Source organism: Pseudomonas sp. Pc102, from assembly GCF_018408275.1.
Taxonomy (GTDB): Bacteria; Pseudomonadota; Gammaproteobacteria; order Pseudomonadales; family Pseudomonadaceae; genus Metapseudomonas; species Metapseudomonas tohonis.
On record NZ_AP021905.1, the window covers coordinates 5642006 to 5656713 of the forward strand.

A 14708-nucleotide genomic window follows, 5' to 3' on the forward strand; every position below is an offset into this window, starting at 1 on the left:
CCGCTCCTAGTAACGCCGGCCGATCAGCTCGGCGACACTCGCCTCGCCGTCGCCCAGCCGATAGGCCGCACGCAGGGCCGCCGCCGCACGCTCGGCGCTGGCGGCATCCCGCGCATGCACCAGCCCCAGCGGCTGCTCATCCCCTACCCGCTCACCGGGCAGCGCCAGCGCGCTGAAGCCCACGGCCGGGTCGACCTCATCCTCCGGGCGCTTGCGCCCTCCCCCAGGGCGACCACCGCGAGCCCGACGGCGCGGGTATCCACCGCCTGGACGATGCCGCCGCGTTCGGCGTGCACCGGGTGCACCACCGGCGCCCAGGGCAGGTGGCGCCAGGGCTCGCGATGCAGGCCACGGGGGCCGCCCAGGGCATCCACCATCTGGTTGAAGCGCTGCAACGCAGCACCGTCGCGCCAGGCCTGCAGCAGGTGCGCACGGGCCTGGGCGCAGTCCTCGGCCAGCCCGGCCGCCACCAGGGTTTCCTCGGCCAGCACCAGGGTCACTTCCCACAGGCGCGGGCTGCGTACCTCGCCCTTGAGCAGGGCCAAAGCTTCCTCCACCTCCAGGGCGTTGCCGGCACTGCGGGCCAGCGGCTGGTTCATATCGGAGATCACCGCGCGGGTGCGCACGCCGGCGCCATTGGCCACCGCCACCAGGCTGCGCGCCAGCAGGTCGGCCTGCTGCGGGTCGCTCATGAAGGCGCCGTTGCCGCTCTTCACGTCCATGATCAGCACATCGAGCCCGGCCGCGAGCTTCTTCGCCAGGATGGACGCGGTGATCAGGTCCACCGACTCCACCGTGCCGGTGACATCGCGGATGCCATACAGGCGCTTGTCGGCCGGCGCCAGGTCGGCGGTCTGGCCGATGATGGCGCAGCCCACCTCCGCCACCACCGTGCGCAGGCGCTCGGGGTCAGGCCGGGTGCAATAGCCGGGGATGCTTTCCAGCTTGTCCAGGGTGCCGCCGGTGTGCCCCAGGCCGCGCCCGGAGATCATCGGCACGTAGCAGCCGCAGGCCGCCAGCAGCGGCGCCAGCACCAGGCTCACCAGGTCGCCCACGCCACCGGTGGAGTGCTTGTCCACCACCGGGCCGGGCAGCTTCCACTCCAGCACCTGGCCGGAATCGCGCATGGCGGTGGTGAGGGCGATGCGCTCCTCCAGGCTCATGCCCTTGAGCAGCACCGCCATGGCGAAGGCCGCCACCTGGCCCTCGCTGAGGCTGGAATCGCTGATGCCTTCGACGAAGCGGCGGATATCCTCACCCGCCAGCTCCAGCCCATCGCGCTTGCGGCGAATCACTTCCTGCGCCAGCCACATATCAGTAACCCTCCGGCGCGGCAGCGGGCTCGGCCTGGCCGAGCACCCGCAGCAAGTCGCCGAGCAGGCTGGAGGCACCGAGGCGCAGATGCCGGGCATCCACCCAGCCCAGCCCCAGCTCACCGGCCGCCAGCTCGATGTAGCAGCGCGCATCGGCCAGGGTACGAAGGCCTCCCGCTGGTTTGAAACCCACGCGGCCTCCCGTCTCGCGGATCGCCCCGAGCATCAGCGCAGCCGCCTCGGGCGTGGCATTGACCGCCACCTTGCCGGTGCTGGTCTTGATGAAATCCGCCCCGGCCGCGATGGCGTCACGGCTGGCCTGGCGGATCAGCGCCAGGTCGCCCAGCTCGCCGGTCTCGAGGATCACCTTGAGCAGCACCCGCTCACCGCACGCGGCCTTGCAGGCGGCGACCATCTCGCGGCCGCGCTCGGCATCGCCGGCCAGCAGCGCGCGGTAGGGGTAGACCAGGTCCACCTCGTCCACGCCATCGAGCACCGCCGCAGCGGTCTCGCGCACGGCGGCGGCGATGTCATCGGCGCCCTGGGGGAAGTTGGTCACGGTGGCGATGCGCAGGTCACCGGCGCCCAGCGCCTCCAAGGTACGGCGGGCGAAGCCGATGAAGCGCGGGTAGATGCACAGCGCTGCCACTCGCCCCTCGGGGGTCAGGGCGCGCCGGCACAGCGCGGCGATGGCCGCCTCGTCGTCATCGTCGTTGAGCGAAGTCAGGTCCAGCAGGCCGATGGCCATCCGGGCCAGTTCGGTATCCGTCAATTGCGTCATTCGGAACATTTCCCCAGGGGCGCGGATTCCGGCGCCCCATTGCAGTGATTCGATCAGAGCGAAACGAACAGTCCGGCCAGAGCCGCACTCATCAGGTTAGCCAGGGTGCCGGCGATCATCGCGCGAACCCCGAGTCGGGCCAGGTCCTTGCGCCGGTTGGGCGCCATCACCCCCATGCCGCCCAGCAGGATGCCGATGGAGGACAGGTTGGCGAAGCCGCACAGGGCGAAGGTGACGATCACCTGGGTGTGGGCGCTGAGCACCTCGACACCGGCGGCCGACGCCTGGATCGGATTGATGTAGCGGGCGAAGTCGACATAGGCGACGAACTCGTTGAGCACGATCTTCTGCCCGATGAAGCCGCCGGCCTGGATCGCCTCCGCCCAGGGCACGCCGAGCAGCCAGGCCACCGGGGCGAAGGCGTAGCCCAAGAGCAGCTGCAGGGTGACGCCGGGGTAGCCGACGAAGCCGCCGAGCCAGCCCATCAGGCTGTTGAGCACCGCCACCAGGGCGATGAACACCAGCAGCATGGCCCCCACGTTCAGCGCCAGCTGCAGGCCGCTGGAGGCACCGGCGGCGGCGGCGTCGAGCACGTTGGCCGGGCGGTCGTCGGCGTAGCCTTCGATCAGGTCCGGGCGGTCCTGGGGCGTCTCACTCTCGGGCTCCATCAACTTGGCCATGAGCATGCCGCCGGGCGCCGACATCAGGCTCGCGGCGATCAGGTACTTGAGATCAACGCCGAGGCTGGCGTAGCCGATCATCACCGAGCCGGCGGTGGAGGCCAGGCCGCAGACCATCACCGAGAACAGCTCGGAGCGGGTCATGTGCGGGATGTAGGGGCGCACCACCAGCGGCGCCTCGGTCTGGCCGAGGAAGATATTGGCGGTGGCCGAGAGCGACTCGGTGCGGCTGGTGCCCATGGCGCGCTGCAGGGCGCCACCGATCACCGAAATGATCACGTCCATGATGCGCAGGTAGTAGAGCACCGCGATGAAGGCGCTGAAGAACACGATCACCGGCAGCACCTTGATGGCGAAGACGAAGCCGCCGCCACCGAACAGATCGAACATCTTCGTGCTGTTGAGACCGCCGAAGAGGAAGTCGATGCCCTTGGTCGCACTGTCCTCCAGGCTGCTGACCACATGGGACATGGCCGCCAGGGAGTTCTGCCCCCAGGGCACGTAGAGGACGAAGGCGGCGAAGCCCGCCTGCAGCACGAAGGCCGTGCCGACGGTGCGCAGGTTGATGGCGCTGCGCTTGGAGGACAACAGGTACGCGATTACCAGCAACATCAGGATGCCGAGCATGCCGATCATGAAATGGATTCCCCGGAAGAAGGTGCGTCGTTGTTCTTGTCGTTGTTCTAGAGGGCGAAGGCGCCGGGCAGCAGCTCGTCGACGCGCCACAGGCGGGTCGACCCCGGGTCGCTGCCGCAGCAGATCACCGGGCAGTCGGCCTCCATCAGCTCGCTGATCACCTGTCGGCAGGCGCCGCAGGGACTGATCACCGGCACTTGCGGGGCGAACACCAGCAAGGCCTTGAAGCTGCGCGGCGCATGGCCCTGGCTGATGGCGGCGAACAACGCGCTGCGCTCGGCGCAGTTGGTCAGCCCGTAGGAGCCGTTTTCCACGTTGCAGCCGAGGACCACCTGGCCGTCATGGGTGAGCAGCGCCGCCCCGACGGGGAATCGGGAATAGGGGCTGTAGGTCCGTGCCGCAGCCTCGATGGCCTGGGGCAACAACCGCTCGCACAGAGCGGATCGAGCAACATCGTTCATGGGTACCGTCCGGGACTCTGGGTCGCCTTCTTTATGGCTATCGGGCGCCCGTCATGCGGGCGCCTCCTTGTCGCAAACCGCTATTCCCGCTGACTGACCGCAACCTCCACACGGCGGATACGCCCCGCGCCCTCGGCCTCGCCCGCCGGCGTGCCGGCCTGGTCCCGGGCCACCAGGTAGTCGATCAGCGCGTCCAGGTCGGAGATGCCGCTGTCGCGGTGCTCCGTCCCTTCGCGGAACAGGCTGAAGCCGTCGCCGCCCTCCGCCAGGAAGGCGTTGGACACCACGCGATAGCGCCCATCCGCCAGCACCGGCTGGCCGTCCAGGCGCAGGCTGTCGACCAGCACGCGCTGCCCGGCCGGCCTGCCCGCATCCCACTGGTAGGTGAAGGACGAGGAAACCTGCAGCGGTGTGAAGCCATCCCCGCCCCGCCACTGCTGTTCCAGCAGCGCCACCAGCTGGGTGCCGCTCAGGGTCAGCAGGTGCAGGGTGTTGTTGAAGGGCTGCGAGCCGGCCACCTGGGAGTAGCTGACCGTCTCCAGCCCCGGCTCCAGTGCCAGGTCGCCACGGATGCCGCCGGGATTCATCAGCGCAAGCTGTGCGCCCTGCGAGCGGGTCGCGGCGAGCTGCGCATCGGCGATCAGGTCGCCCATGGCCGACTCGCCCGCCTCGTTCATTTCGCGACGCACCTCGGGGGCCGCCAGGCGGGCGATGGGCCGCGCCAGCACCACGGCGCTGCGCGCCTCGATCTCGCCCTGCAGCGCGGCGAGCTTCTCGTCCGGCGCATAGCGCGCCGGGTCGGCCAGCAGATTGCGGGCCTCGACGCCGGTCACCTCGTGCGTGCCCGGCGTCACCTCCAGGGTGAGCTGGGTCAGCAGGTGGCCGTAGGAGGCGCCCTGGGTCACCGGCAGCCTGCCCACCCGGCACAGGTAGCCCTGGTGGCTGTGGGCGCTGATCAGCAGGTCCACCGCCGGGTCCAGGCGCTTGGCGACCTCGACGATGTCCCCACCCAGTTGCTGGCAGGCGGGCGCATCGAAGGGCTCCGGCGTGCTGCCGCCCTGGTGCACCACGGCGACGATGGCGTTGGCACCGGCAGCCTTGATCTCGGGGATCAGCGCGTTGATCGAGTCGGCCTCGTCGCGCACCTCCAGCCCGGCCAGGCCACTGGGGCGGACCACGCTGGCGACGTCCCGCAGGATGGCGGCGACGAAGGCCACCTTGACCCCCTTCACCTCCTCGATGCGATAGGCCGGCAGCAGCGGCTTGCCGCTGGCGCTGTCCACCAGGTTGGCGGCCAGGTAGTCGAACCCGGCCCCCTCGTACTCACCCCGGAAGCGGCAGGCCTTGTCCGGGCGCGGCGACTCGCAGCCGCCGTTGATCTGCCGCAGCAGCTCGGTCTTGCCCAGGTCCAGCTCATGGTTGCCCACGGCGGTGAAGCGCAGGCCCATGGCCTTGAGCGCCTCCAGGCTGGGTTCGTCGGCCCACATGGCGGAGATCGGCGGGCTGCCGCCCACCAGGTCGCCGGCGCCGATGAACAGCAGCTGCGGGTCCTGCTTGCGCAGCTCCGCCAGCATGCCGCCGAGCGTGGCGATGCCGCCGGCGTTCACCGAGAGCGTCTTGCCGGGGTTGGCCGGGTCCGGGTAGCGGTAACTGCTGCCCTGGATGTAGCCGTGGAAATCGTTGATCGCCACCAGATTCACCGCCACCGGCTGCGCGGCTTCCTGCCCGCAACCGGCCAGGCCGGCGAGCAGGAGGACGCCCAGCATGCGGCTGCGGGCAAGGGAACGGGACATGCGTGACTCCCCTGCGCGCATCAGGCCGGCTGCAGCTGGCCGCTGGCGACCGGCGCCGCCGTGCGGACCACGGTACCCATGCCGGCGCGCAGCAGGAGGATCTTCAGGTGGTCGGTGATGCGCTCGACGCGGTCCTGGAAGTGGTTGTGGAAGATCATCGCGACCAGGGCGATGGCGATGCCCAGCGCAGTGGCGAACAGCGCGGTACCGATGCCCTTGGACACTTCGCCCGGGTCGGATACGCCGGCCTCGGCCAGGGCACGGAAGGTGTCGATGATGCCGAGGATGGTGCCCAGCAGGCCCAGCAGCGGCGCCGCGGTGACCACGGTCTCGAGGATCCACAGGCCGTGCATCAGCTTGCCGCGGGTGGCGATGTAGATGGATTCGCTGAGGTCTTCGAGATCCTTGTGCGAGGTGACCGCGCCCTTCTGCTCGAACAGCTGGTCGATCATCTCCAGCGGCAGGCTGCGGCGGCCATTGAGCGCGGCCGGCAGCTCGTCGATGCCGTGCATGCTCGGCACCAGCGCCGCTTCCAGCTTCACCGCCTGGCGCAAGCTGTAGGCGAAGAAGATGCCGCGCTCCACGGCGATGAAGGCCGCCAGGGCGGCGGCGCCGTACATCACGTAGAAGGTGATGTCGTGCAGCAGATCCATATTCATGTGGTACCTCCAGCGAACTCAGGTGTGCCGGAGGGCCCGAAGGCCCTGCGGACTTCGGGGTGGATTAGAAGGAGCCTTCGAAGCTGACCGAAACGGTGCGTTCCTCGCCGATGGTGTAGTACGGCGAGCTGCCGAACGCCGAGGCACTGCCCTGCGAGTAGGTCACGGCGTTGAACTGGGTGGTGCGTACGCCGGAGAGGTATTCCTTGTCGAACAGGTTGTTCACCGACAGGCGCACGGCCGCGCTCTTGAGCGCCGTGCCCTGCACCGGCAGGTGCACGCCCAGGTTGAGGTCGGCGATGGCGTAGTCGGGGATGCTTTCGTCGTTGGTCAGGTCGCCGTACTGGCGGCTGACGTACTTGCCGACGATGTTCCCGTAGTACAGGCCGTCGTCGTAGCCCAAGCTCAGGTTGAGCATGTTCTTCGGCACGCCGGCGACGGTCTTGCCCTCGGTGGGCAGGTCCACGCCGCGGTAGCGCACGCTGTCCTTCTGCTCGGCCTCGGTATAGGTGTAGGAGGCGTAGTAGTTGAAGTTGTGCGGCAGCAGGCCGCTCCACTCCAGCTCCAGGCCCTGGTTGACCACGTTGCCGACGTTGAGCATCACGTAGTCGCCGGCCTCGTCGCGGCTGGAGACCTGGCGGTTCTCGAAGGTCAGGTAGAACAGGGTGGCGCTGAGGGCCATGTCCTCGACCGCGTAGCGCCAGCCGAACTCATGGTTCCAGCTCAGTTCGGGTTCGAGGCTGATGGAGTCGCCCTTGTTGTAGAGCACGTAGTTCGGCGGCGTGCGCATGTTGCGGGTGAGGTTGTAGAAGACCTGGTTCTCGTCGTCGAGCAGGTACTGGGCGCTGAAGCTCGGCAGCAGCTCGTGGTAGGTCTTGTTGCGCTTCTCTTTCTTCTCGGTGAGGCTGCCGCGGTTGTCGCCCTTGCGCTCGGAGTAGTCATAGGCGATGCCGGCGGTCAGGGTCAGGTCCGGGGTCACCGACCAGACGTCCTGGGCGAACAGCTTGTGCGCCGGGGTCACGGTGAAGTAGTTGCGACCCTGGATCACGTTGCCGTTGGCGTCGCGCGCCTGCTCGGAGTCGTGGTAGCCGGCCCAGATATCCACCGGCTTGCCATCGGGCGTGAGGGGCACGAAGGGCTGGGTCTGGCGCTGGCGGGCGCGCTCGTACCAGTAGCCGGTGCTGAAGCTGTGCTCGTCGTTGATGTCCCACTTGATGCTGGTGTTGATGCCGGGGCGCCAGGTCTCGGTGATCGAGGGCCGGTAGTAGAGGCCGCTGTTGGGCGTGCCGTCGGCGTTCAACTGGCCCGATGTCGGCAGGTTGCCCAGGTCGTAGTTGCCACCGGTGTTGCTGGTGCCGCGGTTCAGCGAGTAGGGACCGGTGAAGCTGCCGAAGCTGCCGCCGTTGGCCCAGTAGTAGTAGGGCGCCACGGTGAGCAGCACGTCGTCACGCAGTTGGAAGCGGCCGGTCAGCGAGGCGGTGACGTTCTCGAAGGGGTTGCGCATCAGCACCGAGTAGCCGGTGCCGCGGGTCACGCCGTTCACCGAGCTGCCGCTCCCGGTCATGATCTTGCCGTTGCTGTTGAAGCGCGGGTCGTCCAGGTAGTCGAAGTCGCGGCCGTAGGTCTTGAATTGGGCCTTGCTGGGGTTCGAGTAGTTGTAGTTTTCCTGCTTGTGGTAGTTGATCACCGCATTCAGGGAGTTGCCTTCGCCATCCTCGAACAGGCTGTTGAGGGTGACCTTGTCGGCACGCAGCACGCCTTCGCCGCGCCACTTGTCCCCCTCGGTGTGGGACGCCGAGATGTAGTTGCTGAAGCCGTTGTATTGGCCGGTGTTCAGGCGCACGAAGGTCTTGCGCAGGTTGTTGCTGCCGAGGGTCTGCTTGCCGAAGACGCCGAAGTCCTTCTCGGGACGCAGGGTCACCAGGCCGATGTTGCCGCCGGAGGAGCCGATGTGCGGCGCGTCGATCTCGGAAGACCCCTGGGTGGCGAACACTTCGCCGAGGTTCTCCGGGTCGCCCAGAAGGTTCGGGTAGAGGTTGTAGTTGCCCGAATCGTTCACCGGGATGCCATCGAGGGAAACGCCGACCTGATCGGAGTTCATCCCGCGCATGGTGAAGTTGAAACCGCTGAGGCCGCTGGAGTCGTCGCTGGAGACGTTGACCCCTGGCGTGTACTTGAGCTTGTCGATGGCGTTGCCGGTGGCGGTCATCTTCTCCAGGGCTTCCTTGGTCACGGTAGAACGCGACTTCGGCGCGCTCTCCACCACCATCTGGCCATTGCCCAGGTTCTGCCCGGTGACCTTCACCTTGCCCACGTCAACGGAACTGCCGGACTCGTCAGCCGCCAGGGCCGCCATCGTCCATCCCCCCAGGCCAGCGGCCAGGAACATTGCAAATAACTTATTAAACTTCACGGACCAAACTCCTCGATAAAAAGGAACGCCTTCGTTTATTTGATTAGTTATGGGTACTTGATCACTCGACGTTGTAACTAAAGGTCGCGGTAAATCGCTGTTTGTCTTTTCCCTGGAAGGCTTCGCTCGGGAACGGCGAAACTTTTTCCAATCGACGCAAACTTGTTTGTGCAGCCTTGTTCAGCAACATGTTCGTTGCCTTGCTTTCAATGCCCGCATCCAGGACATTCCCCACTCGGTCCACCAACAGCCAGACCACCACGTTGCCTTCGGGGCGCTGCAACGACGCCTCGCGACCACGCGGGTATTGCTTGTACTTCTCCAACTCCTTGCGCAGGGCGGCGGTGTACACGCCCTCCAGTGCCGCGCTGTCGACGCGCGGCTGCGGCGGTGCCACCGGCACGCTTACCGGGGCCGGCGCGGGCGTCGGGGCCGGTGCGGCCTTGGCCACCACGGGCGGCGCGGGCTTGGGCTCCTGCTTGACCACCTGCGGCCTGGGCTTCTCGACCTGCTTCACCACAGGCTTGGGCACCGGCTTGGGAACGGGCTTGGGCTTCGGCGGCTCGATCACCACCGGCTCCTCGACCTCGGGTTCGGGCAGCGGCTCGGGTTCCGGCGGCGGCGCTTCCACCAGGGGTTCCGGCTCGGGTGGAGGCGGCAGGAAGTCGGCCGGGTCCACCAGCGCGACTTCCACGGCGCTGTCGTCGTACCTGGGTTTCATCTGCAGGCTCTGCGAACTGGCGGAATAAACGAATACGAGCAGCAGGCAAGCCGCCGGCACACACGCAATGAACTTGCGAGTTCTATAGATAGGAAACATGGCGTCAGGATTTGCGCGTGGCGATGGAAACGGAAGAGAAGCCATTGCCCTTGAGCAGGTCCATCACCGCCACCAGGCGTTTCACTTCCACGCCCTGGTCGCTGTTGATGATGATGACCAACTTCTCGGCCGAACTTTCCAGCGACTTCAATTGTTCGACCAGCAGGTTCTCGCTCACATCCTGGCCATCGAGTTGCAGCTTCTCGTCAAGCCCCAGGGTGATCACCGCCTTGTTCTGCGGTTTCAGTTGCTGGGCATGGGCAGCCGTCGGCAACTGGGTCTTGATGCCCACGGCGGGAATCACGTTGAGACTCACCAGCACGAAAAACACCAGCAGGAACATCATCACATCGATCATCGGGATGATCTCGATGTGGGCCTTCTTCTTCTTCGCAACGTCCCAGCTACGCATGAGGACACAACCTCCCACAGTCATCAGCGAAGGGCGGCCGCAACCTGCCCTCATTTGATCCTGACCATCAACGCAGGATTGGCGCGAATGATGGCGAGTTCATGTAACGCTTTGATGACAGCACGGAGCGTGCCAGAAACTGACTTCACAATCAGTATTGAAATAAGCGTTTGATTTGCATGGCCCGCAGCAGAGGCTCCTGGCCGCTGAGTGTCGATCAGGTCAAACCTGTGGATGCCCCAATCTGGCGACTTCCAGGAAAAGCCCGCACCAAGTTGTCTCAACAGACAGGATCAGACGGACATCGTCCGACAATTTATCAACCTGTCATCTCCGTCAGGTTTCATGAGGGCCGCCGCAGCCGGCGCCGGAAGCCCTTCCGGGCCCGTGGCGGCATGCCGGTTGCTAGCCAACCGACGAGCAACCCATCGACGGAGTACGCAATGCGCAAGACGATCCACGCCCTGGCCCTGGCCGTAGCGACAACCCTCCCTGCCGCCTTGCTGGCGGGGGAAATACTGCCTTCGGAGGTGCACTGGGTTTCGGTCGAGGAGATAGGCGAGAGCCTGTCGGGGCGCACGCCCATCAGCGTCGGTTTCGATATCGACGACACGCTGCTGTTTTCCAGCCCCTGCTTCTACCACGGCAAGCAGAAGTACTCGCCAGGCAGCGACGCCTACCTGCACGACATGCGCTTCTGGCAGGAAACCAACGGCGGTTGCGACCGCTACTCGCTGCCCAAGGAGGTCGGGCGCAGGCTGATCGAGCTGCACCAGGCCCGCGGCGACCGTATCTTCTTCATCACCGGCCGGCCGAGCACGCCCGGGGAGAAGCTCAGCGAGATCCTCCAGCAGACCTTCGCCATCAAGGCGATGAACCCGGTGATCTTCTCGTCCGGCCCGGAGAAGGCCGCATTCATCCGCCAGCAGGGCATCGCGCTCTACTACGGCGATTCGGACAGCGACATCCGCTCGGCGCGGGACGCCGGCATCCGTGGCGTGCGGGTGATGCGCGCCGCCTCCTCGACCAACCAGCCGCTACCGGAGAACGGCGCGCTGGGCGAGGAAGTGATCATCGACTCGGATCACTGAGCCGCCTTCATCTGCTCGCGCAGCTCGGCGCAGTGATCCCTGGCCGGCAGCGCGGCGGTGTACCAGACGTAGTCGGCACTCCCCGGCTCCACGGTCTTGCCGGCCTCGGCGAGGATCAACACCGCACTGCCCTCCCCCGCACCGAGATCGGCCAGGTGCAGCGGCACGCCCAGGTCGCGGCGTACGTGGAAGGCCCCGGCGAACAGCAGCGCCGGTTGCGGGGCGGCCACCAGGCGCTCGGCCATGCGCCGGTCGCGTTGCTGCTGCACGGCGAGCATGGCCGGGAACTGGTTCTCCGGCAGCAGACCGCAATGGGACTCGCGGATCTGTTCGCGCAGGGCGTCCTGGACGGTGGCCGTGGTCGAAGCCCGGCCACTCAATGCCGGCTGCTCGCCATAGATGCGCATGATCTCGCTGCGATCCAGGTTCGCCGCCAGCAGCGGGTAAGGCCGGGGCAGCGCATGACGGACGATCGGGCCGTACAGCGCCCAGTCCCAGTTCTTCTGCCAGGCCAGCGCACTTTCCAGCTCACCTTCGCCGGCGCCGGAACGGATGCGTGCGTGCACCGCATCCACCTTGGCCTGCTGGTCGGGGTTGAGCATCTCCAGCAGCAGGCTGCCCTGGCTGCGGCGGCTCTCAAGTGCCTGCAGGAGCCAGAGCTGCAGGGCATGGTGGTCGGGGTTGTCGTGCTGCTCGCCGACCAGCACGCGCGGCGCCTCGGCGAGGCGGTCGAGCAATTGCCTGGGGCTCAGGGTCTCGCCACTGCGCAGGTCGCGGATGACACCGAGATCGGCATGCTGGCGGGCCTCCGGGCTCTGCCACTGCGGCAAGGGCGGGGCGGACTGGCAAGCCGCCAGGGAAGCGATGACGAGCAGTAGAAGCAGGCGCATGGATGGACTCCTCGGGTTCGTTCAGCGCGCGACGATCAGTGGATGCCCGCGTTCCGGGTGGCGCTGCACCAGCACGTCGAGGCCGAACACGGCCTTCAGCGGCTCGGGTTGCAGCACTTCCTCGGGCGTGCCCAGCACATGGGGGCGCCCGTCGCAGAGCAGCAGCAGGCGGTCGCAGTAGCGCGCCGCCAGGTTCAGGTCATGGAGGATCACCAGCACCGCCGCGCCGCGCCCGGCGAAATCACGCACCGCTTGCAGGGTGGTGTGCTGGTGCAGGGGGTCGAGCATCGAGGTGGGCTCGTCCAGCAGCAGGTTCTGCCCCTGGGCGCCCGGCCACAGTTGCGCCAGCACCCGCGCCAGGTGCACGCGCTGGCGCTCGCCGCCGGACAGCGCGAGGTAGCTGCGCCCGGCCAGGTGCGCGGCATCGGCCGCCTCCAGGGCCTCACGGATGATCTCGGCATCCCGCACCCGCCCCGTCGCGTGGGGCAGGCGCCCCATGCCGACCACTTCCTCGACACGGAAGCCGAAGCTCAGGGTGGAGCTCTGCGGCAGCACTGCCAGGCGCTGGGCGCGCTGCGGGCCGGTCCATTCGGCGAGCGGGCGGCTCTCCAGGCCGACATGGCCGGCGGCCAGGGCCAGCTCGCCGCTCAATGCGCCGAGCAGGGTGCTCTTGCCCGCGCCGTTGGGGCCGAGCACACCGAGCACCTCGCCAGGGCGCAGCTCCAGGTCCACGCCCGCCAGCACCACGGTGCTGCCACGGTGCACTTCCAGCTGTTCGACACGCAGCATCAGTGACGCCCCCGTAGCAGCAGATAAAGGAAGAAGGGCGCGCCGATCAGCGCGGTGACGATGCCGATGGGCATCTCCGCCGGCGCCAGCACCAGGCGCGCGGCCAGGTCGGCGAACAGCAGCAGGCTGGCACCGGCCAGTGCCGAGGCCGGCAGCAGGACGCGGTGGTCCGGGCCCGCGACCAGGCGCACCAGGTGCGGCACCACCAGGCCGATGAAGCCGATCAGGCCCGCAGCGGCCACCGCGGCGCCGACGCCCAGCGCCGTGCACAGCACCAGCTCGCGCTTGAGCTTCTCCACCTCGAAGCCCAGGTGACGCGCTTCGGACTCGCCCAGCAGCAGCGCGTTGAGGGCCCTGGCCCGACGCGGCAACCACAGCGCCACCGCCCCGGTGATCAGCAGCAGCGGCCACAGCCGTGCATAGCTGGCACCATTGAGGCTGCCCAGGTTCCAGAAGGTCAGGGTGCGCAGGGTGGCGTCATCCGCGAGGTAGGTGAACAGGCCGATGCAGGCGAAGGCCAGGGCGTTGAGGGCGATGCCGGCGAGCAGCATGGTCACCACGCTGGTCTGCCCGTCGCGACGGCCGAGGCGGTAGACCAGCGCCGTCACCCCCAGGCCACCGGCGAAGGCGCAGGCGGACAGCAGGTAGGGTGCGATGTTCTCCGACAGCCCGCCGATGGCCGCGCCACCGACGATGGCCACCGCCGCGCCCAGGGCCGCACCGCTGGACACGCCGACCAGGCCGGGGTCCGCCAGCGGGTTGCGGAACAGGCCCTGCATGGCCACGCCGGACAGCGCCAGAACCGCGCCGACGGCGAGGCCCAGCAGGGTGCGCGGCAGGCGGATCTGCCCGAGGATCAGCTCGGCCTGTTCCAGGCCTTCGGGTGCGAGCGGCATACCCGCCAGGCGCAGGGCGGCACGCAGGGTGTCGCCCAGGGGCAGGCTCACCGGGCCGAGGGCCAGGGACAGCCAGAGGGCGAGCGCGAGCAAGGCACCCAGGACGATGAACAGGGGGCGCGAATGTACAGCTGGGGTCATGGCTGGTTCTGGCTATTGGCGATCAGGGCCGGTGCCTGAGGATAAAAGCCCGCGGACAGCGCGGCCACCCCATCCGGCAGGCGCGGGCCGAGGCCGCCGACCAGCAGGGTCGGGTCCAGCGGCAGCAGGCGGCCCTGCTTGCCGGCGCGGGTCATGGCCAGCGCGGGGTTCTGCTTGAGCAGTGCGGCCTTGGCTTCCTCACCCTCCAGGCGGCGGTCGGCGAACACCACCACGTCCGGGTCCAGCGCCGCCAGTGCCTCGCTGGAGATGGCCTTGTAGCCAAGGTGATCGGTGATGTTCCGGCCACCGGCCTGCTCGATGATCCAGGCGGCGGCGGTGTCCTTGCCGGCGGCCATGGGGCTGCTGCCGGCATGGCCGAGCAGCAGCAGGACGCGCGGCGCCTCGTGGGTGCGCCGGGTCTCGGCGACCCACCTGGCCTGCCGCTCGAAGCGCTGGCTGTAGTCGGCGAAGACTCGCCGGGCGCGGGCCTCGTCGCCCAGCAGGCCGCCGATCAGCCCGAGATTCTTCTCCAGCACCGGCAGCTCGGCCCTGGACGGCAGCGACTCGATGCGCACACCGGCGGCCTTGACCTGTTCGATCACCGGCGGCGGACCCATTTCCTCAGTGCCCAGCAGCAGGTCCGGGCGCAGCGAGAGGATGCCCTCGGCGGCCAGCTGACGCTGGTAGCCGATGCTCGGCAGCGACTTCAGCGAGGCGGGGTGGAGGCTGGTGGTGTCGACGCCCACCAACTTGCTCTCGCCACCCAGCAGCACCACCCATTCGCTGAGGGAGCCCCCAGCGCTCACCCAGCGTTGCGGCAACGGATCGGCGGCCAGCGCCGCATGGTTCAGGAACAGACCGGCGCACAGGCCGGCAAGGGAAACAGCGACACGCATCCAGGGACTCCTCGGGATTCAGGCGGAACGACGCCCC

General features: G+C 67.9%; 15 protein-coding genes. 1 reads left to right on the top strand and 14 read right to left on the bottom strand.

Going from position 1 to position 14708, the window contains the following annotated elements; genetic code table 11:
- Nucleotides 1-6: 6 nt before the first annotated feature.
- The 10 genes from PHLH3_RS30535 to PHLH3_RS25895 all read right to left on the bottom strand — a co-directional run bounded on the left by PHLH3_RS30535 (nucleotide 7) and on the right by PHLH3_RS25895 (nucleotide 9968).
- Entirely contained in the window at nucleotides 7-183 is a 177-nt protein-coding gene (locus PHLH3_RS30535; RefSeq protein WP_244862942.1) for a hypothetical protein, read from the bottom strand.
- A complete protein-coding gene (locus PHLH3_RS25855; protein ID WP_244862943.1) occupies nucleotides 144-1313 on the bottom strand; it encodes a thymidine phosphorylase in 1170 nt (389 codons plus the stop codon). The genes PHLH3_RS30535 and PHLH3_RS25855 overlap by 40 nt, the downstream gene beginning before the upstream one ends.
- A gap of 1 nt (nucleotide 1314) precedes the next feature.
- Entirely contained in the window at nucleotides 1315-2094 is a 780-nt protein-coding gene (gene deoC, locus PHLH3_RS25860; protein WP_213626310.1) for a deoxyribose-phosphate aldolase, read from the bottom strand.
- A 53-nt stretch (nucleotides 2095-2147) separates the two neighbouring features.
- Complete coding sequence (locus tag PHLH3_RS25865; RefSeq protein WP_213626311.1) at nucleotides 2148-3410, bottom strand: NupC/NupG family nucleoside CNT transporter; 1263 nt, start codon at nucleotides 3408-3410, stop codon at nucleotides 2148-2150.
- Between the two features lie 47 nt (nucleotides 3411-3457).
- Entirely contained in the window at nucleotides 3458-3871 is a 414-nt protein-coding gene (cdd, locus tag PHLH3_RS25870) for a cytidine deaminase (protein WP_173179212.1), read from the bottom strand.
- 80 nt (nucleotides 3872-3951) lie between these two features.
- The gene (locus tag PHLH3_RS25875) at nucleotides 3952-5664 is read right to left on the bottom strand and encodes a bifunctional metallophosphatase/5'-nucleotidase (protein ID WP_213626312.1); all 1713 of its coding nucleotides are present in this window, start codon (nucleotides 5662-5664) and stop codon (nucleotides 3952-3954) included.
- 20 nt (nucleotides 5665-5684) lie between these two features.
- The gene (locus tag PHLH3_RS25880) at nucleotides 5685-6323 is read right to left on the bottom strand and encodes a MotA/TolQ/ExbB proton channel family protein (RefSeq protein ID WP_173179208.1); all 639 of its coding nucleotides are present in this window, start codon (nucleotides 6321-6323) and stop codon (nucleotides 5685-5687) included.
- Between the two features lie 64 nt (nucleotides 6324-6387).
- Nucleotides 6388-8736 (bottom strand): TonB-dependent receptor, encoded by a 2349-nt coding sequence (locus PHLH3_RS25885; RefSeq protein ID WP_213626313.1) that lies wholly within the window; start codon nucleotides 8734-8736, stop codon nucleotides 6388-6390.
- 61 nt (nucleotides 8737-8797) lie between these two features.
- Nucleotides 8798-9556 (bottom strand): TonB family protein, encoded by a 759-nt coding sequence (locus PHLH3_RS25890; RefSeq protein WP_213626314.1) that lies wholly within the window; start codon nucleotides 9554-9556, stop codon nucleotides 8798-8800.
- A gap of 4 nt (nucleotides 9557-9560) precedes the next feature.
- Nucleotides 9561-9968, bottom strand: coding sequence for a biopolymer transporter ExbD (locus tag PHLH3_RS25895; protein ID WP_173179202.1), 408 nt, complete (start codon nucleotides 9966-9968; stop codon nucleotides 9561-9563).
- A 443-nt stretch (nucleotides 9969-10411) separates the two neighbouring features.
- On the opposite strand from PHLH3_RS25895, the gene aphA reads away from it, so the two are divergent.
- Nucleotides 10412-11059 (top strand): acid phosphatase AphA, encoded by a 648-nt coding sequence (aphA, locus tag PHLH3_RS25900; protein ID WP_213626315.1) that lies wholly within the window; start codon nucleotides 10412-10414, stop codon nucleotides 11057-11059.
- On the opposite strand, the gene PHLH3_RS25905 is transcribed toward aphA, so the two are convergent.
- Genes PHLH3_RS25905 through PHLH3_RS25920 form a run of 4 tightly spaced genes read right to left on the bottom strand, consistent with a single transcriptional unit; the run spans nucleotide 11053 to nucleotide 14671 of the window.
- Nucleotides 11053-11949: a ChaN family lipoprotein gene (locus PHLH3_RS25905; protein ID WP_213626316.1), complete on the bottom strand. Its 897-nt coding sequence runs from the start codon at nucleotides 11947-11949 to the stop codon at nucleotides 11053-11055. The two genes, aphA and PHLH3_RS25905, sit on opposite strands and share 7 nt — an antisense overlap.
- Before the next feature lie 21 nt (nucleotides 11950-11970).
- Nucleotides 11971-12738, bottom strand: coding sequence for a heme ABC transporter ATP-binding protein (locus tag PHLH3_RS25910; protein ID WP_213626317.1), 768 nt, complete (start codon nucleotides 12736-12738; stop codon nucleotides 11971-11973).
- A complete protein-coding gene (locus tag PHLH3_RS25915) occupies nucleotides 12738-13775 on the bottom strand; it encodes an iron chelate uptake ABC transporter family permease subunit (RefSeq protein WP_213626318.1) in 1038 nt (345 codons plus the stop codon). The genes PHLH3_RS25910 and PHLH3_RS25915 overlap by 1 nt, the downstream gene beginning before the upstream one ends.
- Nucleotides 13772-14671, bottom strand: coding sequence for an ABC transporter substrate-binding protein (locus PHLH3_RS25920; RefSeq protein ID WP_213626319.1), 900 nt, complete (start codon nucleotides 14669-14671; stop codon nucleotides 13772-13774). The genes PHLH3_RS25915 and PHLH3_RS25920 overlap by 4 nt, the downstream gene beginning before the upstream one ends.
- Nucleotides 14672-14708 lie beyond the last annotated feature (37 nt).